The organism is Halobaculum sp. D14 (genome assembly GCF_051195135.1).
Classification (GTDB): Archaea; Halobacteriota; Halobacteria; order Halobacteriales; family Haloferacaceae; genus JBNTKA01.
Map to the genome: position 1 here is coordinate 58,049 of NZ_JBNTKA010000004.1, position 22,145 is coordinate 80,193.

The following is a 22,145-nucleotide window of genomic DNA, read 5'->3' on the forward strand; positions in this document are numbered from 1 at the left end:
TGTGACGGGCCTGACCGGCTCCCGGCGGCGACGGCGAAAGCCGCGATAATCGGCGATATTCAACCACATGAGACAATTCAGGCACCCCATCGGAAGAAAGGTTTAAATACTTTCGACGATTACAGTAGGTAAGGACAGTCTACGTCGGCCGCCGTCGAGCGCGGGACCGCGTCGTCAGTCCGGAGCCACCATGACCGAGACCGAAACCACAATCAGGAGCTACGGGACAGAGCGGGAGGAGACGGAGGCCGCCGGACGCGAGTCCGAACTCGTCTGCCCGGAGTGCGGCGGGACCCTCCGCACCGACGAGGAGCACGGCGAAACCGTCTGTGCGGACTGCGGACTGGTCGTCGAAGCCGACGCCATCGACCACGGGCCGGAGTGGCGGTCGTTCAACGACAGCCGCGGCGACAAGTCGCGGGTCGGCGCCCCGGCGACGAACATGATGCACGACAAGGGGCTGTCGACGAACATCGGCTGGCAGGACAAAGACGCCTACGGCAACGCCCTCTCCTCGGAGCGGCGTCGGCAGATGCAGCGGCTGCGGACGTGGCACGAACGCTTCCGGACGCGCGACTCGAAAGAGCGGAACCTGAAGCAGGCGCTCGGCGAAATCGACCGGATGGCGTCCGCCCTCGGCCTCCCGGACAACGTCCGCGAGACCGCCTCCGTCATCTACCGCCGCGCGCTCGACGAGGACCTCCTCCCCGGACGCAGCATCGAAGGCGTCGCGTCGGCGTCGCTGTACGCCGCGGCCCGACAGGGGAACACGCCGCGGAGCCTCGACGAGTTGACCGCGGTGTCCCGGGTCGACCGCATGGAACTCACCCGGACGTACCGCTACGTCGTCCGCGAACTGAAACTCGAAGTCGCGCCGGCGGATCCGTCGCAGTACGTCGGGCGGTTCGCCTCCGAACTCGGGCTCTCTGACGAGGGCGAGTGGCGGGCGCGCGACCTCATCAAGTCGGCGCAGGAGGCCGGCGTGACCAGCGGGAAGTCGCCGGTCGGCCTCGCGGCCGCCGCGGTGTACGCCGCGTCGCTGCTCACGAACGAGCAGCTCACGCAGAGCCAGGTCGGTGCAGTCGCCGGTATCAGCGAAGTCACAATCCGGAACCGGTACAAGGAGCTGCTCGATGCCGCCGAATCCGTCGGGGATCAGGACGCGGATGCCTGAGCCGGGACGAGGACTGATTCGGGACGTGGCTCCCGGACGGACGGATCGACGCGGGCGGAATGCCGACCAGAGGTCGCCCGAACTCTCGGGCGGACCGGCGGCCGGCGCTGCGGGGACGCCCCCGCGGTCAGCTACTTAGTCGTTTTCGCACAACGCTTTATTGGGTGGCCGGAGTACCCGAGTGCAGCATGGTCGACGCATTCGTTCGACTGGTGTGCCCCGAGTGTTCGAAAGACTGGGAGGAGAACCCCACCGAGCTTCCCGAGCACCGCGACGAGTTCACGTGCCCGTCGTGCGGGGAGGAGCGCCGGATGGCGGAGTTCATGCGGACCGAGCGCGATCTCGACACGCTGAAACAGTTCCAGTAGCGGGCGAGGCGTCGTTACTCTTCGATGGCCGACAGCGCGCCGCAGGCGTCGCACTTCAGCATCTCCGTGCCGCGTTCGTCCACGATCCGCGTGTCCGGCAGGCCGCACTCCGGACAGATGACGTAGGTGTCGGTGAACGCCTCGACCGCGTCGCCGACGCGGCGCTGCTTGAAGTCGCCGGTGAGTCGCGCGCGGCCCCGCTCGTCGATGTGAGCGGCCGTCCCCAGTTCGTCCTGCAGGAACTTGAGCAGGTCCGACTCGTCGCGGTCGAGTCGGTCGACGACGTCCTGGAAGTTCTCGAACACCGTGACGTTGCCCTCGGGGCGGACGTCCGGGTCGGGGACTTCGAACCGCGACTCGCCGTTCTCGATGTCGGGCGACTCCTCGATGGCGCGATCGAGCATCTCGTCGTACTGCATACGACCGCGTCCGGGCCGCGTCCATAAAACGTTCGTGGCATTCGGCGGACCGATTCGAGAAGCCGCTAGCCTATCCTGAACGCCGCGTATGAAAGCCTGTCGGGCAGCATGCTAACGACCCTCAAGATAAGTCTTTAACCCTACGGTCGCAACCCGAATTCGTCCATGAAGAAGCAGGAACTCATCCACCTGCACGGCCTCCTCAGTGAAGTACGAAGCGAATGTGCAAACTGGGACACCGAACTCGACCTCTCCGAATACGAGGAACTCGGCGTGAAGCCGACCTCGATTCACCGGTCGAAGACGGACCACAAGGCGGCCGTGTTTAAACTCGCGAAAGGAATCACATCGTCGATGGAAGACGACCAGACCGAGCGCGTCGCTGCGCAGGCTGACTGAACCAACTCTCTACTCCTCGCTGCAGCCAACTTCGGGAGCCACGGCCACGGCGCTCGGCCGGTTCCGACCACCGCGTGTCCCGGCACAGACTCGTCTCCGGCTCGGGATGAGTGACTGTCGCGGCCGCTAGCCGTCGTCGACCATCTCTTCGAACTCCGGCAGGAGGTCGTCCCCGTCCGTGTCGTCGCCGTTCGCCGATTCCTCGTCGTTCCCCATTTCGTCTCTTCCCCCGACTTCGTCGCGTCTCGCTTCGTCTCCGTCCTCCGCTTCGTTCGCCCGGTCCGTCTCGTCGGGCTTCTCGGACGCGTCCTCGTCGTCGGGGACGTCCTCGACGCGGAGGACGGACAGCGGGATGTTCTCGAGTCGCTGGCCGATTTCCTTGCGGGCGATTCGGGAGGCGTGTTCGTCGCGTTCGACGTTGAACACGGTCATCGACAGCTCCAGCGCGACGAGCGCCTCGTCCGCCGCGACGAACGCGGGCGGCAGCTCCTCGCCGGACGGCGACTCCCGGCTGCCCATCGAGATCTCGACGTAGTTGAGGTCCGGATTCAGCATCTCGCCCGTCTTCGAGACGGCGATTCGGAGCGCCTCGTCGGCCGTGTCGACGTCGTAGACGGGGACTGCGGCCTCGACGACCACCCTCCGATCCATGCGCACAAGTAGCATGGCCGGCTGTATGAAGGTTCGGCCGGCCACCCCGGGAGAGCAACGCTTATAATTTAGTAATATTACTAGGTATTCGCATGCGTTTCGACGGATTCAGCGACGCGAGCGAGGCACAGGTCACCCGCGCAATCGCCGACTCGTGGCACGACGAGTTCATGGCCGGCACCGAGACGGACGTCATCGTGGTCGGCGGGGGACCGTCCGGGCTCACGGCCGCGAAAGAGCTCGCGGACCGCGGCGTCGACGTCACCGTCGTCGAGAAGAACAACTACCCCGGCGGCGGCTTCTGGCTCGGCGGCTTCCTGATGAACAAGCTCACCGTCAGGGAGCCGGCCCACCGCATCCTCGACGAACTCGGCGTCCCCTACGAGGAGAGCGACGAGGTCGACGGGCTGCAGGTGGCCGACGCGCCGCACGCGGCGTCCGCGCTCATCGAGGCCGCCTGCGCCGCCGGCGTCCGCCTCCAGAACATGACGGAGTTCACGGACGTCGTGGTCCGCGAGAACCACCGCGTCGCCGGCGTCGTCCTGAACTGGACGCCGGTGCACGCGCTGCCGCGCGAACTCACCTGCGTCGACCCGGTCGCCGTGGAGGCCGACCTCGTCATCGACGCGACGGGCCACGAAGCGGTCGTCGTCTCCAAACTGCACGAACGCGGCGTCGTCGACGCTCCCGGCGTCGAACACGCCGAGACGCACGACGCCGGTATGGACGCGACGGCCGGCGACCAGTACGGCGCGCCCGGCCACGACTCGCCCGGCCACGACTCGATGTGGGTGTCCGACAGCGAGGACCGCGTCGTCGAGGAGACCGGCGTCGTCCACGACGGCCTCATCGCCACCGGGCTCGCGACCGCCACCACCCACGGGCTCACCCGGATGGGGCCGACGTTCGGCGCGATGCTGGTCTCCGGGAAGCGCGCCGCGGAGGTCGCGCTCGACGAACTCGGCGTCGACGCCTCCCCGGTCGAACTCCGCGGGCCGCAGCCCACCTCGGCCGACGACTGAGTCGGCGGCGTCGAAGATCCAGCGGTTCAGCGGCTCCGTTCCCGGCTCTCACTCGCCGTCTTCGCCGACGGTGCGGAGATAGTGGAAGAGATACGTCTGCGTGTAGCCGGCGTAGTCGCCGCCGAGTCGCGCTCGAATCGCGCGGGACGTCTCGGCGTAGGCGCCGCGGTCGCAGTCGGGGAAGTGGTCGGCGATGGCGGACCGAATCCAGGTGTCGAGCGGGACGGCTTCGAGGAAGCCGAGCGAGAACAGCAGGACGCAGTCCGAGACCTTGTCGCCGACGCCGACGAACCGGGTCAGGTAGTCGCGCGCGTCCTCGTAGGGGAGCGTCGCGGCGGCCGCCGGGTCCGCGTCGCCGTCAGCGACCATCTCCGCGGTGCGCCGGACGTACGGCGCCCGGTAGCCGAGCGAGAGGCCGCGGAGGTCCGACTCGGTGGTCGCCGCGAGCTGTGCCGGCGTCGGGAACGCCTCGTACTCGTCGCCGTTCATCGTCACGGTGTCGCCGTAGGCGTCCGCCATCGCGCGCTGCATCCGGTGGATGCGCGAGACGCGCATCTGCGCCGAACAGATGAACGAGACGAGGCAGGCGAACGGCGGGTCTCTGACGAGCCGCATCCCGCGGAACTCCTCGATCGCGCGCTCGATGACCGGGTCGTCCGGGGCGGCGTCGAGAATCGCGTCGAGGTCGTCGTCGAGCCTGAGCAGGTGCGTCAGAATCGGGACGGCGTCGGTCGTCGACTCCCACTCAAGCCGGCCGTCGGTCTGCCGCACCCGGACGACGGTGCGCTCGTCGCTGACGCCGTCGAGCGGCGGCACGACGGTTTCGTACCAGTGGTCGCCGCCGTAGGCGGCCGCGGTCTCGTACATGCCGCCGTCGGCGCGGTCCCAGAGGTACGACTGGCCGCTCTCGACGGTCGACTGCAGGTCGAACGCACCGACGTCCGCCAGCGGAATCGCGCCCGTCTCCATCACCGAACCGGAGTCGCCGCGCGGGGTTCCGGTTTACGGTTCGGGTCGGCTCAGCCGGTGAGTTCCGCGAGCGACAGCAGCAGCTGCGGGACCACGGCGAGAATCACGCCGGCGACGATGAGGACGGCAGGCACCCACAGCAGCCCGGCCTCCGTGAGCAGCCACAGCCCGAGGCCGCCGAGCACCAGCAGCGCGCCGACGATGCGGAGCAGCCAGACGACCGCGCCTTCGAATCCCGAGTCCGCGACGAGTTCCGCCGCTTCGAGCACTTCGTCCATCAGGAAGTCACCGACGACCCGTTTGCGCGCGTCCCTCTTCGGTGCTGTGGCCGCGCCGCGCGGACGACGCGCCGGTTCGACTCGGGCCGCGGCCGAGTCAGTTCCCGCTGACGTCGAGGTCGTCCCGGTCGACGTCGACCGAGTCGGGCGTCTCGTGGACGTGCAGCGCCGGCGTGCGCTCGCGGCCCTCCAGGTCGGCGACGACGCGCCGCAGCACCTGCCCGGCCTGCTGGGCGACGAGCGGCTTCGCCCGTTCGAGCACCCAGTCGAGCGAGACGAACAGCGGCAGGTCCAGCGCGTCGGAGCCGACCGACCCGGCGTCAAACGAGACGTCGATGCTGACCCGCGTCGCCGCCGTCGCGTCCGACGGGACCGGGTCGTCGATTTCGTCGCGGTCGGCGTCGAGGTCCAGCGCCTCCAGCCGCCACTGGCCGTGCGCGTCGACGTCTTTCACGATCTCCCAGCGGATGCTCGACGGCGGGTCGACGTCGACGACGCGCGACCGCGCCGTGTACGTGAGCTTCCACCAGCCGAACGTGATGGCGTACTCGGTGCCGACGTCGCCGTCGCCGTTCACGTCGACGTCGCGGACGTGCTCTGAGTACTTCCCGTACCCCTCGAAGTCCCGCAGGAACTCGAACACCGCTTCCCGGTCGGCGAACACGACCGTGCTCATGCTGACGGCGTCCATCTGCCGGGAAGTCGGTCGGCCGGCTACTTCACGGTTCCCACCGCCTCCCGGGCGGCCGACACCGGTCGTCGCCGCCGGTGCGGAAAGGCCCAAGCGTCCGCCAGCCGGAGACGACGCATGGACATCACAGCCGACGAGGACCGGCTCCGAGCCGACATCGAGGCGAACGGGGCGTTCGGCGACGTCGACGCCGCGGAGGGACGCGGCCGGACGGTGCTGTGCGGAACGGAACCGAACCGGGCGGCGCGGTCGCGGCTCGTCGACCGGATGGAGGACGCCGGGCTCGACGTCGCGGTCGACGCCGTCGGCAACGTCGCGGGGACGTGGGCGCCGGAGTCGGCGGACGCGGACGCGGCGCCGGTCGCCGCCGGGAGCCACCTGGATTCGGTGCCGGAGGGCGGCATCTTCGACGGGCCGCTCGGCGTCTACGCGGCGCTCGAAGCCGTCCGGGCGATGCAGGCGGCCGGCGCCGAACCGGACCGGCCCGTCGTCGTCGTGTCGTTCACGGAGGAGGAGGGGCAGCGGTTCGCGGACGGCCTGCTCGGGTCGTCGGTCGCCGTCGGAGACCGCAGCGTCGACGACGCGCTCGAACTGACCGACGACGACGGAATCACGCTCGCGGCGGCGCTCGACGACATCGGGTTCCGCGGCGACGGCCGGCTCGACGCGTCGGCGTGGGACGCCTGGTACGAACTCCACGTCGAGCAGGACACGCGGCTCGAAGCCGCCGGCGTCCCGGTCGGCGTCGTCGACACCATCACCGGAATCACGCACTGTGAGGTCGCAATCGAAGGCGAGGCGAACCACGCCGGCGCGACGCCGATGGACGAGCGGACCGACGCGCTGGCGGCCGCGGCCGAACTGGTGTTGGACGTGGAGAGCGCCGCGAACGACGTCGTCGCGACGACGAGCGACTCCGCGGTGGGGACCGTCGGGTCGCTGACCGTCTCGCCAAACGCGACGAACGTGGTGCCCGGCCGCGTCGACGCCGGCGTCGACGTCCGCGACGTGGAGTACGAGTCGATGCAGACGATCGTCGGGGCGGTCCGGGAGACGCTCGACCGCCTGGAGCGCGAGCGGGGCGTCGAAACGTCGTTGGCGCGGCCGTTCGACCTGGCGCCGACGCCGCTCTCCGAACGGCTCCGGGACGCCGCCCACCGCGCCGGCGTCGCCGCCGGCGTCGACACCATGGACATGCACAGCGGCGCCGCCCACGACACGATGCACGTCGCGGACGTGACCGACGCCGCGCTGCTGTTCGCGCCGAGCCGCGACGGCGTCAGCCACAACCCCCGCGAGTGGACGGACTGGGCGGACTGCGCGGCGGCGACGACGGTGCTCGCGGGAGCGCTCGCCGACGCGGCCGGCGCAGTCGACACCGGCGAACCGTAGAACGGCTTCGGGCGGCCGGACCGCGACAGTCAGGCCGCGAGGGCGACGTCGAGGTACAGCATGACGCAGACGCCGAGCATCGTGCCGGCGGTGGCGAGCCGCTCGTTGCCGCGGGCGTGCGTTTCCGGGACGATCTCGTCCGAGATGACGAACAGCATGCCGCCGGCGGCGAACCCCATCGCGTACGGCAGAATCGGGGCTGCGACGGCGACGGCGTAGGCGCCGAGAACGGTCAGCGGAATCTCGACGAGCCCGGAGCGGACGCCGGTCAGGACGGCGTACCGGGTGCGGTCGAAGCCGGCGTTGACGGCGGCGACCGACACGGCGAGCCCCTCCGGGATGTTCTGGAGGCCGATAGCGAGCATCAGCGCCATCGCGTTCTCGATGTCGCCGGAGCCGAACGCGACGCCGACAGCGAGCCCCTCGGGCATGTTGTGGATGGTGATGGCGACGATGAACAGGATGACGGAGGCGACCTTGGCCTGACTCACGGTCTGGTCGGCGCGCTTCCGGCCCGTGATGAGGACGTGGACGTGCGGCACCCAGTGGTCCGCCTGGTCGAGCAGCAGGACGCCGACGGCGATGCCGACGAGGACCGGCAGCGGCTTCAACAGCCCCGTGGCGGCGACGCCCGGGACGACCACCGAGGTCGCGTCGATGCCGGGGACGATGAGGCTGGTGAACGACGCGGCGAGCATGACGCCCGCGGCGAAGCCGAGCGCGCCGTCGAGCGCGCGCTCGGTCGGGTCGCGGAAGACGAGAATCAAGAGCGCCCCGAGCATGTTGAGCGAGGCGATGACGACGCCGCCGGCGAGCCCCTGCACCACCGGGTTCGTCCCGACGAGGTCGACGAACAGCTGTTCGAGCATACCCGACCCACGTAGTACGTCGTATCAAAGTTTCTGATTAGACTCGTCTAAAACTGTCCGGTCCAGCAGTCAGACCGAACGGTTCCGGCGCGCGGACCGGAGGCCTTTTGCGGCGACGGCCCCGAATCTAATTCGGACGGCACGGTCAGGCAGCACCCTTTCAGCACGCGTGGTTTCCACGCGTGTCACCGCTGAATGACCTACCCCGTCTTCTCTACTACTCGCGAGCCGCGGCTTTCGGGTCGCAGCGTCACACAGTACCGGAGAGCGTCGGCGTCGGGCAGCCGCCGGAAGCCGTCGAGCGTCGGCAAAACCGCCGAGCTGCGGGTGCATCGGTCGGCGGGAGCGGAGAATCTGGTCGGGGTCAGAGCCGTTTGCTGACGTACGGCCCGTCCTGGTGGTACCCGAACTTGTCGCGGTAGTAGCCGCGGACGCCGATGCCGGAGATGACCGAGAGCTTGTCGAACCCGGCGTCCGCGGCGAGGTCCTCTGCGGTGCGGAGCAGGCGGCGGCCGTACCCGCGGTGTTGCCAGTCGCCCTCGTCTTCGCCGTCGAACGTCGCCGGCGACCCGTACACGTGGAGTTCGCGGAGCAGCGCGGCGTCGCCGAGTTCGCGGCGCACCGGGTCGTCAGCGGCGGCCGGCGTCCCGGGTGCGGCGTGCGAGTACGACGGGAAGCGAAGCCGGCAGAAGCCGACGAGGAGGTCCTGTTCGGTGTCCTCGAAGCTGATGAAGTGTTCGACGCCGCCGCCGGCCTCGTACTGCATCACGTCGAGTTCGACGTCGCTCGGATTCGGGTCGGCGTCGTTGTGGCCGACCTCCCGCGCCCGGATGTCGTTCAGCGTGTACCCCTTCTCGTCGGCGCGCTGCTCGGCGAGCTGCCGGAGGTTCGACTTCCAGACGCCGCCGTCGATGAAGTCAGCCGGGATGTCGCGCTGGACGCGCTGGAGCCGGCAGTACTTCGGAATCTCGTTCATCGCGTCCGCGACGAGGTCTGCGGCCTGCTCGTTGTCCAGCGGCTCGAAGTCGCCGTTGTGCCACCGGTCGTACACGCGGGTGCCGCGGACGACGAGCGTCGGGTATATCTTCAGGTAGTCCGGGCGCCAGTCCGGGCTGTCGAACAGCTGCCGGAAGTCCTCGCGGCACATCTCGGCGGTCATCCCGGGCTGGCCCGGCATCATGTGGAAGCCGACCTTGAACGCGGCGTCGCGGAGCCGCCTGTTCGCATCCTTCGACGCCGCGGTGCCGTGGCCCCGGTGCATCTCGCGGTTCACGCGCTCGTAGGTCGTCTGGACGCCGACCTCGACTTTGGTGCCGCCGAGGTTCAACATCCGGTCGACCTGCTCGGGGTCACACCAGTCCGGCTTCGTCTCGAACGTCATGCTGACACAGCGGACGTCGGCCGACTCGTTCCGCGCTTTCACGTCCTCCAGGTACTCGAACTCGTAGTCGTCGGGGTCTTGCGCGAAGCTGCGGCCCTCCGCCGGGTTCGGCTCGCTGTCGACGTCGTAGTCGTTCATCGCCTGGAGCGCGCGCTTCACGAACCACTCCTGGTAGTCGTGGCTGCGCGCCGTCATCGTCCCCCCCATCACGATGAGCTCCGCCTTCTCGACCGGGTGGCCGATGTGCCGGAGCTGTTCGAGCCGCAGCGTCACCTGGCCGTACGGGTCGTAGTCGTTCTGCTTGCCGCGCGCGGCGGCGGGCTCGTGTCCGGTGTAGCTCTGCGCCGACGAGAACTCGGAGGCCGGGCCGCCGGGGCAGTACAGGCACTTGCCGTGCGGGCACAGCTCCGGCGACGTCATGATCGCGATGGGCGAGACGCCGGAGGCGGTCCGGACCGGCTTGCGCCGCACGACCTCTTTCACCTCCTCGCGGCGGTCCGCCGGAGCGTACTGGAGCAGTTCCGTGTTCTGCGGCACCGACGCTGCCGAGAACGACGAGCAGACGTCGCGTTTGGCGGCTTCGAGGTTGTCGCGGTCGACGTCGCCGGCGAGGATGCGGTCGACCAGCTCCTCGCACACCCGTTCGAAGGTGTCGCTGTCGGCTGTCCCCTCGGCGTCCGACTGCTCGGCGGTGCCGCTCATCACCTGAATCTGGACGGCATCGCCGGGTAAGCGTTTCGTTCGCCGGTATCCGGTTCCGGCTCAGTCGCCTTGCGGACCGCCGAGTCCACCGGTCGGTCAGGCGTCGGAAGCGGGTTCGACGCCGCGGAACTCGAAGCGGGCACCGCCGAGTCCGGATTCGGCGTCGGCCACGTCGACGCGCCAGCCGTGGGCCTCCGCGATGCGGCGGACGATGGCGAGCCCGAGGCCGCTCCCCTCCGCCGTGGAGGTGTAGCCGGGGTCGAAGACGGCGTCGGCGCTGTCCGCCTCGATACCGGGACCGTCGTCGGCGACGAAGAAGCCCTCGCCGTCGTCGAGTTCGCCGACCGCCACGGACGGCGCGGGTCCGGCGTGTTCGACCGCGTTCCGGAACAGGTTCTCGAACACCTGCAGCAGCCGGCTCCGGTCGGCGCGGATCGCCGCGTCGGTCTCCACCGCCAGGTCGCCGTCGCTGCCGACGGTCTGCCACGTCTCGACGGCGACGTGGTCGAGCCGAACCGCGTCGGCGTCGGTGACGTGCCGGCCTTCGCGGGCGAGCGCCAGCAGGTCCTCGATGAGCGTCCCGATGCGGTCGTGTGCGGCCGCGACACGGTCGAGCCGTGGGTCGTCGACGTCCTCTCGGACCAGTTCGAGGTAGCCGGTCGCGGTGCTCAGCGGGTTCCGCAGGTCGTGGCTCACCACCGACGCGAACTCGTCGAGCCGCTCGTTCTCGCGGCGGAGCGCCTGCTCACGCTCGTACCGCTCGGTGACGTCGCGCGCGACCAGCACGACGGTCGACGGCTCGACCGTCCGGCGTTCGTCACCGCCGGCCCCCTCCGACACCGGGACGACGCGGCCGTCGTAGCGGTACGTCTCGCCGCCCGATTCGACGGCGTACTCGACGTGCTGGACGGACGCCGAGTCGATGGCCGCCCGGACGGCCTCCCGGACCGTGCCTGCAGCGTCCGGGTTCAAGACGTCGTCGACGCGCCGGCCGGTCAGGTGGTCGCGGCGGTGGGGCTCGTCGCGCTCCGCTCCGAGCAGCACGTCGAGGTACGTGCCGTCCTCGTCCAGAACGTACGCGTAGTCGGGGAACGCCCGCGAGAGCGCGTCGAGGACTCGCTCCGGAGTCGCACCGGCTTCCACCGCGGACTCACAGACGGGGGCGGAGCCGGAGTCCGCGGAAGAACCAGCGCCCGCGTCGGGGACACCCGCATCGGCGACGCCCGCGTCGGCGACGTCTGCGCTCCGCGTCGGGCCGCCCTCCAGCGAGCCGAGCGCCGTTTCGGCGCCGCCGGCGAGCAGCGACACCGCCGCGAGGTCGGCAGAGGAGACGGCGGCGCCGGGCTCGGTTCGGAGGACGAGCGCGCCGTCGCCGTTCAGCGGCGTGACGCAGCACTCCGACCCGGTGCCGTCGGGCCACTCGGTGACGGTCGGCTCGGCGCCGCCGTCCGGCTCCCCGACGCCGCCCGCCAGCGGCGGCTCGTCGGGCGACAGCGTCGCCGGCACGTCACCGCGGTCGAACTTCGCGGTGCGCGTCACCGGGCGGTAGCGGTCCCCCTCCCGCTGGAACACCGCGGCCTCGAACTCGAGGCAGTCCGAGGCGGCGTCGACGACGGCCTCGTGGACGGCGCGCTTGGACCCGCAGTCGGTCAGGTCGACCACCGTTCGGCGGAGGCGCGCGAACGGCTCGCCGACCGAGGCCGCGTCGTCGCCCGCCTCGGTTCGTTTCATTCAGCTATCACCTGTGTTGCAAGCGTGTCAGCATGCCGCAACCATATACTTTCCCCTTCGAGTCCCTTGCGGTGAACGTCTGACGGCGCGTCAGCACGGCCGCTGTGAGAGAATCCAGGCGGCGGAGAACAGACCGAGCAGACGAACGGTCGAACGGCGACCCGACGAAAATATCGGTCCGGGTCAGTCGAGCTGTGCGGCGACAGCGTCGACGGCGGCGTCGAGCACGGCGTCGCGGCGGCCCGCGAGGAACTCGATGCGCCCCTGCCGAACGCCTTCGGCCGTGACGCCAGCGTCCTCGACGTCGGCGGCGACGTCGGCGGCGACCTGCCGGACGTCCACGTCGCCGGTCGCGCGGACGTACAGGTCGTCGGTGTCGAGCACCAGCGTCGCGAACGGGCCGTCGTCGCGCTGGTTCCGGTGGAGTTCGTCGGCGAGCAGCGCCGTCGGCGGGAAGTCGTAGCGGTGCGCGTACGCGTCGGCGTCAAGCACCGCGAAGTCGACGCCGTCGGTCTCCCGCGTTTCGAGGTTCGCGACCGCCGTGTCGAGTTCGGTTTCGAGCTTCTCGCGGAACTGGCCCGCGATGTGGCCCGCGAGGTCGCTTCCGTCCGCGCCGAACAGGATGTCCTTGATGAGTTCGCGCTTGTCCTGGTAGCTCTGGTAGAACGCTTCGAGCGCGACCGCTTCGCGGAGCTCCGCGACCAGTTCCTCGTCGAAGCCGGCGTCTGCGGCCAGGTCGACGTAGGCGTCCGGGGTGTCCTCCCAGTAACTCACCGCGGGCAGGTGGGCGACGTCGTCGGCGACGTCGCCGTTGACGGTCGCCGCGAGCGTCGACGCGAGCACGCCGGTCGACAGGTCCGCGGCGGCGACGCCGGCGAGTTCGGGGTTGACGAGCGTGTCGACCGCGTCCGCGATTTCCGGGTCGGCCGCGGCGGCGTCGACGACGACGCGCCGGGCGCCGTAGACGTCGAGCAGGCCGAGGCCGTCCTCGGATTCGACGGTGGAGCCGGTGCCCAGCAGCAGCACCAGCGGCAGCTTCTCGTCGTGCCGGTCGCGGTCCTGGAGCATCTGCGTGACGTCGTTCGTCGCGGCGTCCATCCCGTACACCGCCTCGTCGAGCGGGCGACGCGTGAAGTAGTGGTACTCGGCGTCGCTCTTGGCGTGCTCGTCGCGAATCAGCGGCAGCACGGCGCGTTCGACGGCGGCGCCCGCGACGTAGCCGTCGGCGGTCGCGGCGTGCCGAACCACGATGGGCCGCGATTCGAGGACGGCGCGGCGAATCGCCTCCGCGGCGTCGAGCAGGTCGTCGCTCACCGCGTCGACGGCGTCGTGCGGCGCGAGCGTCTCGACGTCGTCCGGCCGCGCTTCGTCGGTCAGCGCATCTGCGAGTCGGCGCTCGACCGCCTCGGCGTCGTCGCCTTCGAGCGCCACGAGCGCCTCGGTCTCCACCTGAATCTCGTTGCGGCGAACCTCGGCTTCGCCGTCGAGCCGAACCACGTCGCCGACCTCGATCTCCGGGTACGCGCGGACGCCGGCCTCGACGAACGCGGCGCAGTCGACCACGCCGGTCTCGTCGCGGAGTTCGAACACGGTCGGCCCGCCGGTCTGCCGGACGCCGACGACCTCGCCCTCGATGCGGACCTCGTCGCCGACGCGGTTCTCGAGCGACCCGATGCCGACGTGTTCGAGTTCGCCGGTCGGCTCCGCCTGCTCGGCCTCGCGGGCGGCTTCGACGTCCGACTCGGCGGCTTCAGCGGCCTCCGGTTCCGACTTGGCCTCCGCCTCGGCTTCCTCTTCGAACTCGAATCCGGACTCGGCCTCCTCGGCGGCTTCGGCCGCCGCTTCCGCTTCGGCCTCCGCCTCTGCCTCCTCGGTCGGCTCCGGCGTCGTCGTCTCGCTGCGCTGTTCGCTCGTCGTGGTTCCGGCGGGGCTGGACGTCGGTGTGACCTTTACCGGTCCTGACTTCTCTTCGGCTTCTGACTCCGGCTCCGCCTTGCGCTCTTCGGTGCCTTCCTGCACGAGCGACCCGCGGAAGTCACGCTCCTCCTGGCGAATCGACCACGAGAGGTCGACGTCGCCGTTGTCGCGGACGTTCTTCACCTGAACGAACACCTCGTCGCCGGCCTCCCAGTCGAGCGATTCGAGCCGCTGGTCGAGTTCCGAGCGGTGCAGCAGGCCGGTGACGTTCGACGACAGGTCGACGAAGACGCCGAAGTCGGCGTAGCCGTCGACGACGCCGCGGTAGAAGCGGCCGCTGACGAGCTGGTTCGGGTCGTTCCCACGGAAATCGAAGACGACGTCCTCCTCGTGGGAGTCGCAGATGTGCCCGTCCACGGGCGTCCCACAGATGATACACTTACCCATTTGAGCAGAACCAGTATCCCCTGCCTAAAACGGTTGTCGAAACGTTGGCGTGACCGCCCGCTCGGCGGCCGCGCGACTCAGATGATGTACCAGCGCGCCAGCAGCGTCGCGACCGCCTCGAACCCGCCGAATCCGACGCCGAACGCCATCGCCGCCGGAATCGCGGTCGCCGCGACCGCCCGGCCGGTCGTCGTCCCGTGGACGGTGCGGACGCCGAGCGCCAACAGCGCGGTCGCGTACAGCGCGCAGGCCGCGCGGAGCGACGGAACCGCGGGACCGGCGAGCGCGCACGGCGCGGCCGCGTACGCGACCACCTGGACGGTCTGACTGATGCCGGCTCGCTCCCGCTGGTACAGCCCTCGCTCGCGGTCGAAATCCAGGGACGCGACGACGAGCAGCACAGTCTGCACCGCCGCCGTGAGGTGGAGCGCGGCGGGCGCGACGAACACCGCGACCGCGACCAGCGCGACCAGCGACGACAGCGCGGGGCCGCCGAGCGTCGTCGGCACCGTCTCCGGCGCCGTGAGGAACCGGCCGACCAGAAAGCAGGTCGCGACCGTCGACGCGAACACCAGGCCGGGCGCCTGGTCGCCGGGCGAGACGCCGTTCCCGAAAAAGCGCGTCGGCCGGACCATCACTTCGACCCACGCGCGAGCGACGCCGCGCGGCCCGCGCGCACGACCGCCCTCCGGATTGTCGACCCACGTCGTCACGCCCCGACGTTTCGAGGCGGCCGCTATCACGGTTGTGGTCGCGGGATAGGCAACCGGACCGACTGGCCAAGCCGAGGCCGAGCCTGGTCAGTCGCTCCGGACGGTGTGACAGCTCCGGCAGCGCGCCTCGTAGCTCTCCTCTGCGCCGACCATGATGGTCGGGTCGTCGACGTGCGCCGGGTCGCCCTCGATGAGCCGCTGGTTCCGGGTCGCCGGCTCGCCGCACACCGAGCAGATGGCCTGCAGTTTGTCGACGTACTCCGCGACCGCCATCAGCTCCGGGAGCGGATGGAACGGTTCGCCGCGGAACGTCTGGTCGGTGCCGGAGACGATGACGCGCCGGTCGTCCTCGGCGAGCCGGTGGCAGACGTCGAGCAGTTCGCCGGAGAAGAAGTTCGCCTCGTCGACCGCGACCACCTTCTCGCCGTTCAGGTGGTCGAGAATCTCCCACGGCCCGTCGCCCTCGTTTTCGACGACGGTCGCCTCCCACTCCCGGCCGTTGTGCGAACCGATGCTGGTCTCGCCGTACCGGTCGTCGAGCGCCGGCGTGAACACCGCGACCTCCTGGCCCGCGATTTCGGCGCGGCGGAGCCGCCGGAGGAGCTCCTCGGTTTTCCCGGAGAACATCGACCCCGAAATCACCTCGATCCACCCGGAGCCGGTGATGGCGTGCATATCACGTGGGGGCGCTCCCTGCGCTCAAAACGGTTGTCCTCTCGGTCCACGCCCGGCCGCACTGCCGCGAAAACCGCGGGGCTGCGGCGTCGCTGTCGAACGTTGGTTCCGGAAGGATTGTGCGTGGGTGCTGTCTGTAGGGCGTCCCCGAAGGGACGCACAGCACCTGCATCCTGGTGGATGCGTGGGACCGGATTTGAACCGGCGGACCTCTACAGGACAGCGCCCTCAACGCTGCGCCGTTGGCCTGGCTTGGCTACCCACGCACCGTGCGTCAGTGTGCACTGATTCGTAGCCGGGAGAGGGATAAAGGGCTTTCCATCTTTTCGCTCCCCGACACGCACTCGCAGACGGCGGCGGACTCGGAGCCGCTGCTCCCGGGTGCCGGTTCCGCGCCGTCTCGGAAACCGCTTTACGGTTCCGCGCCGACGCCTCGGGTATGTCCACGGACCCGGCGGGCGAAGACGAGGACGGGGGAGTCCGAGCGTTCGCCCGCGACCACACCGTCGGCGTCGCGGGGACGGTGTCGACGGCGGCGGTCGCGCTGGTGTTCGCGGTCGCGCTCGGCTTCGTCCCGGCGTCGCTGCTGCCGCGGGCGCCGACCGCCGTCCTCCACGCGATTCCCACGGTCAACGCCGCCGTCTCGGTCGTCGCAATCGGCACCATCGCCGCGGGCGTCGCGGCCGCACGGCGCGGGGACTACCAGCGGCACAGGCGCCTAATGGGCGCGTCGACGGCGCTGTTCGCGACGTTCCTCGTGCTGTACCTCTACCGCGTCGCCGTCGTCGGAACGACGCCGTTCCCCGGCCCGCAGTCGCTGTACACGACCGTCTACCTCCCGCTGCTCGCCGTCCACGTCTCGCTCGCCGTCGTCTGCGTGCCGCTGGTCGTGTACGCGCTGACGCTGGCGACGACGCGGCCGGTGTCGGCACTCGCCGAGACGCCGCACGCACGAGTCGGGAGGGTCGCTGCGGTGCTGTGGGTCGTCTCGTTCGCGCTCGGCGTCGTCGTCTACCTGCTGCTGTACGTCGTGTTCTGACGTGCGCCCGGGCGACTGAGCCGTCGATGAGGGCGCGACGAACCCCAAAAGCGGAGGAGGAGGCTGTTCCGCGGCGTCCGGTGCGGGGGTAGTCGTGGGTCAGTCGTCGGCGACGGCTTCGCTGTCGCGGGTCGGCGGCGTGACCTCGCGGTCGGTCTCCTCGCCGTCGATGTCGTACGGGTATTCGCCGGTGACGCAGCCGAGACAGAGGTCGTCGCGGCGCTCCGAGAGCGCGTCGGCGACGGCGTCGATGGAGAGATACGACAGCGAGTCGGCGCCGATAGTGTCGCGGATGTCGTCGACGGACTGGTCGCCAGCGATGAGTTCCTCGCGGGTCGCCATGTTGATGCCCATGTAGCAGGGCGCGATGATGGGCGGCGCGCCGATGCGGACGTGAACCGCTTCGGCGCCGGCGTCGTACAGCAGTTCGACGAGCTGGGTCGAGGTGGTGCCGCGGACGATGGAGTCGTCGATGAGCGTCACGGTCTTCCCCTCGACGGTCGACTTGATGGGGTTCAGTTTGAGGCGGACGGCGCGTTCGCGTTCGTCCTGCGTCGGCATGATGAAGGTGCGACCGACGTAGCGGTTCTTCATCAGCCCCTCCGCGAACTCGACGTCCGCGCCGGCCTCGCTCGCCGCGTCGGCGTAGCCGGAGGCGAACGCGCGGCCCGAGTCGGGCACCGGCATCACGACGTCGGTGTCGATGCCGGACTCGTCCCACAGCGCCCGGCCGAGGTCGCGGCGCGCCTCGTACACGAGCGTGTCGTCGATGACGGAGTCGGGTCGGGCGAAGTAGACGTGCTCGAAAAAGCAGTGCGCCGAGTGCTCCTCGTCGTACAGCTGGTAGGAGTCGAAGCCGCTGCCGTCGGCGTCGAGGACGACGAGTTCGCCGGGTTCGACGTCCCGGACGAGTTCGCCGTCGAGGGTGTCGATCGCGGCGGACTCGGAGGCGAGCACGTAGCCGTCGTCGAGTTCGCCGATGCACAGCGGCCGGTTGCCGAGCGGGTCGCGGACCCCGAGGACGGTGTCGTCGTGCATCACGGTCAGCGAGTACGAGCCGTGGATGCGGCCCATGGTCCGCTTGACGGCGCGGACGAGGTCGGCTTCGAGGAGGTTCCGCGCGAGGTCGTGCGCGATGACTTCGGTGTCGCCGTTCGACGTGAACGCGTGGCCGAGCGACTCCAGTTCGTCGCGAATCTCGTCGGCGTTGATGAGGTTCCCGTTGTGTGCGAGTCCGAGCGCGCCGGACTTGAACGACACCGAAAACGGCTGCGCGCAGCAGTCGTTGACGCCGCCGGCGGTCGGGTATCGGACGTGGCCGATGCCGGCCGAGCCGTTCAGGCCGTCGAGGTCGGCGCCGTCGAAGGCGTCGCCGACCAGGCCCATCTCGACGTGGCTGTGCTGCTGGAAGCCGTCGTGCGTGACGATTCCGGCGGAGTCCTGTCCGCGGTGCTGGAGTGCGTACAGCGAGTAGTACAGCGGCCGTGCGGCCGCGCGGTCGGTGAGCGAGACGCCGACGACGCCGCACTTCTCCGTCGGGCCGCCGCCGACCTCGCCGCCCGCGGAGTCGTCCGCGAGCGGCGGTGTCGTCGAGGTAATCGAGGTGCCGGACCGTGGCGCGTCGTCGCCGCCGGAATCCCCGTTCTGCATGGACGAATCTGTGTCCCCAGCCCACAAAAACCCCCGCTATCGTGCCCATCGACTCGCGGGAAAGTCAACAAGTATGCACAAGGATGGATAGGAGGCAGTCGTGGGTCCTGCTGCCGCCGCAGCGGACCGGCGAGGATTCGCGGTGCTCAGGGTGGACGTGGACCGCGACGCGGCGCCGTGCAGCGTCGCTACCGAGACGTCGAGAACGGGGAGAGGAGGAACGTCAGTTGTCGCCGGCCTTCGACTGCCACTCGTAGCTCCGGCGCTTCGCGGACTTCCCGAAGCCGCAGCTCGAGCACTCCTTCTTTTTCACGTGGTACGACTTCTCGCCACAGCGACGGCACTTCACGTGCGTCGTGGTGTTCTTTTTGCCCTGAGTCGGGGTACCTGCACCGGTCATACGTTGATCGAAACGACGTTGTCGCCACGGATAATCGTTGTGTCTTCGACTTCGCTGGCCGCCGACTCCTCGACCGGGACGTCCGTCGCGTCGAGCACGACGTTCATGTGCTGGTCGTAGCCGGCGAGCACGCCGAAGTGTGCGGTTCCGTCCTTGAGATGGACGGTAACCGGGGTCTCGAGCGCCTCCTCCAGTACGTCGAGCGGTCTGCCACTCATACACCGGCCGTCGGCCGAGCGAGGTTTAAATATACCGGGAGGCGCCGACGAATCGGCGTCGCCCGCCCCGGAAACCGGCTGGTGACGCCGCGATGGTGTTCGGTGGCTGACTGGAACGGCGACGGTCGGCGCCCATTCGACCGGGACTCACCTTCTGTGAGGGCACCCGACGGCCTCTCGGTGAAGCCGGACCGTCGCTCGGTGGAGTTGGCCACCGCGCATGCGCTCCCCCGAACCCGAGCAGTTTTAAGAGCGGCCGGTGTACGTCCAGCCAACAGAGCCCGCGGGTAAGTACGTCCGGTCGACGGCGCGTCGACGTGGGGCGTATAGCGGGATTGCGGACCGACGTGCTGTAAGACGCCGGGGTCCACAGCGACCCGTGTTCCGGGGCTTTCCGTACGAGCCTGCCCGCCCTCCGAGCGAGGGCGGTTTCAAACGCTCGCAACAGACAATCGAAACCAATGGAAGTCGAAATCGCAACTATCGGCGGCTACGAGGAAGTCGGCCGCCAGATGACGGCAGTCCGCGCAGGGAGCGACATCGTCGTGTTCGACATGGGCCTCAACCTGAGTCAGGTCCTCGTCCACGACAACGTCGAGACAGAGAAGATGCACAGCCTGGACCTCATCGACATGGGGGCCATTCCGGACGACCGCGTCATGTCCGACCTCGAGGGCGACGTGCAGGCCATCGTGCCGACGCACGGCCACCTCGACCACATCGGCGCCATCTCGAAGCTCGCCCACCGGTACGACGCGCCGGTCGTGGCGTCGCCGTTCACCATCGAACTGGTGAAACAGCAGATCAAAGGCGAGAACAAGTTCAACGTCGACAACGACCTCGTCAAGATGGAGGCCGGCGAGACGATGAGCATCGGTGACTCCGGCAAGGTCGACCTGGAGTTCGTCCACGTCACCCACTCCATCATCGACGCCATCAACCCGGTTCTGCACACGCCCGAAGGCGCGGTCGTCTACGGGCTCGACAAGCGCATGGACCACTCGCCGGTCCTCGAAGACCCCATCGACATGGAGCGGTTCCGCGAAATCGGCCGCGAGGGCGAAGGCGTCCTCTGTTACATCGAAGACTGCACGAACGCCGGCCGGAAGGGCCGGACGCCGTCGGAGTCGGTCGCGCGCCGCCACCTGCGGGACGTGATGGAGTCCGTCGAGGACTACGACGGCGGCATCGTCGCGACGACGTTCTCCAGCCACATCTCGCGCGTGTCGTCGCTCGTCGAGTTCGCGAAGGACATCGGCCGCGAGCCGGTGCTGCTCGGCCGGTCGATGGAGAAGTATAGCGGCACCGCCGAACGCCTGAACTACGTCGACTTCCCGGACGACCTCGGCATGTACGGTCACCGGAAGTCCGTCGACCGGACGTTCAAACGGATCATGCAGGAGGGCAAGGAGAACTACCTGCCCATCGTCACTGGCCACCAGGGGGAGCCGCGCGCGATGCTCACCCGGATGGGCCGCGGCGAGACGCCGTACGAACTGGACGACGGCGACAAGGTCATCTTCAGCGCCCGGGTCATCCCGGAGCCGACCAACGAGGGGCAGCGCTACCAGTCCGAGCGCCTCCTGAAGATGCAGGGCGCCCGCATCTACGACGAGATTCACGTCTCCGGCCACCTCCGCGAGGAGGGCCACTACCAGATGCTCGACGCGCTCCAGCCGCAGCACGTCATCCCGGCCCACCAGGACATGAAAGGGTTCGCGCCGTACGTGGACCTCGCCAGCAGCATGGGGTACACGCTCGGGCGCGACCTCCACGTGACGCAGAACGGCAACATGATTCAGCTGACCGAGTGAGATGAGCCAGGACGCGACGGAGGAGCGGGTACTCGCCGCGGTCGGCGAGCGACGCGACCTCGTCAACGAGGCGCTCGACGAGGACCTCCCGATGGCGGAGCCGGAACGGCTGTACGAGGCCTCGCGGTACATCCTCGAAGCGGGCGGGAAGCGGCTGCGGCCGACGGTGCTGCTGCTCGCCGCGGAGTCGCTCGCCGACGTCGAGCCGCTGTCGACGCCGTACCGGACGTTCCCGGCGCTCGACGGCGAGCCGTTCGACCTGCTGCGCGCCGCCGTGAGCGTCGAGGTCATCCAGTCGTTCACGCTCATCCACGACGACATCATGGACGAGGACGACCTCCGTCGCGGCGTCCCGGCCGTCCACCGCGAGTACGACACCGAAACCGCGATCCTCGCCGGCGACACGCTGTACGCCAAGGCGTTCGAGCTGCTGTCGGACACCGGTGCGGACCCGTCGGCGGGGCTGCGCGCGGTCCACACGCTCGCGTCCACCTGCACCCGCATCTGCGAGGGGCAGACGCTCGACGTCGAGTTCGAGGGCCGCGACGACGTGACGCCCGACGAGTACCTGGACATGGTCGAACTGAAGACCGCGGTGCTGTACGGCGCCTCCGCGTCCATCCCGGCGATACTGATGGGCGCCGACGACGACGTCGTCGACGCGCTCTACCGGTACGGCGTCGACTCGGGCCGCGCCTTCCAGATTCAAGACGACGTGCTCGACCTGACCGTGCCCTCCGACGAACTCGGAAAGCAGCGCGGCTCCGACCTCGTCGAGGACAAGGAGACGCTCATCACGCTGCACGCCCGTCAGCAGGGCGTCGACGTCGACGGCCTCGTCGACGCCGACGACCCCGAGAACGTCACGGAGGCCGCCATCGACGACGCCGTGGCGACGCTCGAAGCCGCCGGCAGCATCGAGTACGCCCGCGAGAAAGCCGAAGAGCTCACGGAGCGCAGCAAAGAGCGCCTCGACGTCCTCCCGGACAACGAGGCGCACGACCTGCTGTGCGACCTCGCGGACTACCTCATCAGCCGCGGCTACTGACCGCCCCGAAGAGCCGTCACGGCGCGACCTAAACGCACTGCCGCCGACGGCGCCGTCGAGGACCCGTTTTCCGCGCCGGTAATCGACCACGGCTGCGGCTACAGTCGCAGTGACGACTCCGCCGATCGACCCGCCGCCGCGGGGCTTCCCGCGGCCGCGGGTCGGTACGGCGCGTGCC

Annotated in this window: 22 protein-coding genes and 1 tRNA gene; 8 read left to right on the forward strand and 15 right to left on the reverse strand. The window is 69.5% G+C overall.

The window, feature by feature from the left end; genetic code table 11:
- The first annotated feature begins 190 nt into the window (after positions 1-190).
- Positions 191-1,174, forward strand: coding sequence for a transcription initiation factor IIB (locus ACQUST_RS13390; RefSeq protein WP_435129531.1), 984 nt, complete (start codon positions 191-193; stop codon positions 1,172-1,174).
- 188 nt (positions 1,175-1,362) lie between these two features.
- The gene (locus ACQUST_RS13395) at positions 1,363-1,542 is read left to right on the forward strand and encodes a hypothetical protein (RefSeq protein ID WP_435129534.1); all 180 of its coding nucleotides are present in this window, start codon (positions 1,363-1,365) and stop codon (positions 1,540-1,542) included.
- Between the two features lie 14 nt (positions 1,543-1,556).
- Here ACQUST_RS13395 and ACQUST_RS13400 read toward each other — a convergent pair whose 3' ends face one another.
- A complete protein-coding gene (locus ACQUST_RS13400) occupies positions 1,557-1,961 on the reverse strand; it encodes a translation initiation factor IF-2 subunit beta (RefSeq protein WP_435129537.1) in 405 nt (134 codons plus the stop codon).
- A gap of 165 nt (positions 1,962-2,126) precedes the next feature.
- Here ACQUST_RS13400 and ACQUST_RS13405 point away from each other — a divergent pair, with 165 nt between their 5' ends.
- The gene (locus ACQUST_RS13405; protein ID WP_435129540.1) at positions 2,127-2,360 is read left to right on the forward strand and encodes a UPF0058 family protein; all 234 of its coding nucleotides are present in this window, start codon (positions 2,127-2,129) and stop codon (positions 2,358-2,360) included.
- 126 nt (positions 2,361-2,486) lie between these two features.
- Here ACQUST_RS13405 and ACQUST_RS13410 read toward each other — a convergent pair whose 3' ends face one another.
- Positions 2,487-3,011 carry a DUF555 domain-containing protein gene (locus ACQUST_RS13410; protein ID WP_435129543.1) on the reverse strand — a complete coding sequence of 175 codons (525 nt, stop codon included), beginning with the start codon at positions 3,009-3,011 and terminating at the stop codon, positions 2,487-2,489.
- 92 nt (positions 3,012-3,103) lie between these two features.
- Here ACQUST_RS13410 and ACQUST_RS13415 point away from each other — a divergent pair, with 92 nt between their 5' ends.
- A complete protein-coding gene (locus ACQUST_RS13415) occupies positions 3,104-4,033 on the forward strand; it encodes a sulfide-dependent adenosine diphosphate thiazole synthase (RefSeq protein ID WP_435129546.1) in 930 nt (309 codons plus the stop codon).
- A gap of 48 nt (positions 4,034-4,081) precedes the next feature.
- Here ACQUST_RS13415 and ACQUST_RS13420 read toward each other — a convergent pair whose 3' ends face one another.
- From ACQUST_RS13420 to ACQUST_RS13430, 3 genes are all read right to left on the reverse strand, one after another.
- A complete protein-coding gene (locus ACQUST_RS13420; RefSeq protein WP_435129549.1) occupies positions 4,082-5,002 on the reverse strand; it encodes a DNA-3-methyladenine glycosylase family protein in 921 nt (306 codons plus the stop codon).
- 50 nt (positions 5,003-5,052) lie between these two features.
- Positions 5,053-5,280, reverse strand: a complete 228-nt coding sequence (locus ACQUST_RS13425; protein ID WP_435129552.1) for a hypothetical protein — start codon at positions 5,278-5,280, stop codon at positions 5,053-5,055.
- Between the two features lie 97 nt (positions 5,281-5,377).
- Positions 5,378-5,971 carry an SRPBCC family protein gene (locus ACQUST_RS13430; protein ID WP_435129555.1) on the reverse strand — a complete coding sequence of 198 codons (594 nt, stop codon included), beginning with the start codon at positions 5,969-5,971 and terminating at the stop codon, positions 5,378-5,380.
- A 117-nt stretch (positions 5,972-6,088) separates the two neighbouring features.
- Between ACQUST_RS13430 and ACQUST_RS13435 the strand changes: the two genes are divergently transcribed.
- Positions 6,089-7,363 carry a M20 family metallo-hydrolase gene (locus ACQUST_RS13435; protein ID WP_435129558.1) on the forward strand — a complete coding sequence of 425 codons (1,275 nt, stop codon included), beginning with the start codon at positions 6,089-6,091 and terminating at the stop codon, positions 7,361-7,363.
- Between the two features lie 29 nt (positions 7,364-7,392).
- Here ACQUST_RS13435 and ACQUST_RS13440 read toward each other — a convergent pair whose 3' ends face one another.
- The 7 genes from ACQUST_RS13440 to ACQUST_RS13470 form a co-directional block, all read right to left on the reverse strand.
- Positions 7,393-8,232 (reverse strand): ZIP family metal transporter, encoded by an 840-nt coding sequence (locus ACQUST_RS13440; RefSeq protein ID WP_435129560.1) that lies wholly within the window; start codon positions 8,230-8,232, stop codon positions 7,393-7,395.
- Positions 8,233-8,596: 364 nt separating this feature from the next.
- Complete coding sequence (locus tag ACQUST_RS13445; protein WP_435129563.1) at positions 8,597-10,315, reverse strand: tRNA uridine(34) 5-carboxymethylaminomethyl modification radical SAM/GNAT enzyme Elp3; 1,719 nt, start codon at positions 10,313-10,315, stop codon at positions 8,597-8,599.
- A 96-nt stretch (positions 10,316-10,411) separates the two neighbouring features.
- The gene (locus ACQUST_RS13450) at positions 10,412-12,046 is read right to left on the reverse strand and encodes an ATP-binding protein (RefSeq protein WP_435129566.1); all 1,635 of its coding nucleotides are present in this window, start codon (positions 12,044-12,046) and stop codon (positions 10,412-10,414) included.
- 183 nt (positions 12,047-12,229) lie between these two features.
- Complete coding sequence (locus ACQUST_RS13455; RefSeq protein WP_435129569.1) at positions 12,230-14,410, reverse strand: DHH family phosphoesterase; 2,181 nt, start codon at positions 14,408-14,410, stop codon at positions 12,230-12,232.
- Between the two features lie 77 nt (positions 14,411-14,487).
- Entirely contained in the window at positions 14,488-15,123 is a 636-nt protein-coding gene (locus tag ACQUST_RS13460; protein WP_435129572.1) for a YIP1 family protein, read from the reverse strand.
- An 87-nt stretch (positions 15,124-15,210) separates the two neighbouring features.
- Positions 15,211-15,798 carry a thymidine kinase gene (locus ACQUST_RS13465; RefSeq protein ID WP_435129575.1) on the reverse strand — a complete coding sequence of 196 codons (588 nt, stop codon included), beginning with the start codon at positions 15,796-15,798 and terminating at the stop codon, positions 15,211-15,213.
- A 181-nt stretch (positions 15,799-15,979) separates the two neighbouring features.
- Positions 15,980-16,064, reverse strand: a tRNA-Leu gene (locus ACQUST_RS13470).
- 173 nt (positions 16,065-16,237) lie between these two features.
- Between ACQUST_RS13470 and ACQUST_RS13475 the strand changes: the two genes are divergently transcribed.
- Complete coding sequence (locus ACQUST_RS13475) at positions 16,238-16,837, forward strand: DUF420 domain-containing protein (protein WP_435129577.1); 600 nt, start codon at positions 16,238-16,240, stop codon at positions 16,835-16,837.
- A 99-nt stretch (positions 16,838-16,936) separates the two neighbouring features.
- Here ACQUST_RS13475 and purF read toward each other — a convergent pair whose 3' ends face one another.
- The 3 genes from purF to ACQUST_RS13490 all read right to left on the reverse strand — a co-directional run bounded on the left by purF (position 16,937) and on the right by ACQUST_RS13490 (position 19,105).
- The gene (gene purF / locus ACQUST_RS13480) at positions 16,937-18,487 is read right to left on the reverse strand and encodes an amidophosphoribosyltransferase (RefSeq protein WP_435129580.1); all 1,551 of its coding nucleotides are present in this window, start codon (positions 18,485-18,487) and stop codon (positions 16,937-16,939) included.
- A 223-nt stretch (positions 18,488-18,710) separates the two neighbouring features.
- Positions 18,711-18,887: a 50S ribosomal protein L37e gene (locus tag ACQUST_RS13485; RefSeq protein WP_435129583.1), complete on the reverse strand. Its 177-nt coding sequence runs from the start codon at positions 18,885-18,887 to the stop codon at positions 18,711-18,713.
- Entirely contained in the window at positions 18,884-19,105 is a 222-nt protein-coding gene (locus ACQUST_RS13490) for an LSM domain-containing protein (protein ID WP_435129585.1), read from the reverse strand. Before ACQUST_RS13490 ends, ACQUST_RS13485 begins: the two co-directional genes overlap by 4 nt.
- A 461-nt stretch (positions 19,106-19,566) precedes the next feature.
- Between ACQUST_RS13490 and ACQUST_RS13495 the strand changes: the two genes are divergently transcribed.
- A complete protein-coding gene (locus tag ACQUST_RS13495; protein ID WP_435129588.1) occupies positions 19,567-20,919 on the forward strand; it encodes an RNase J family beta-CASP ribonuclease in 1,353 nt (450 codons plus the stop codon).
- A 1-nt stretch (position 20,920) separates the two neighbouring features.
- Positions 20,921-21,967 carry a geranylfarnesyl diphosphate synthase gene (idsA3, locus tag ACQUST_RS13500; protein ID WP_435129591.1) on the forward strand — a complete coding sequence of 349 codons (1,047 nt, stop codon included), beginning with the start codon at positions 20,921-20,923 and terminating at the stop codon, positions 21,965-21,967.
- Positions 21,968-22,145: the final 178 nt, after the last annotated feature.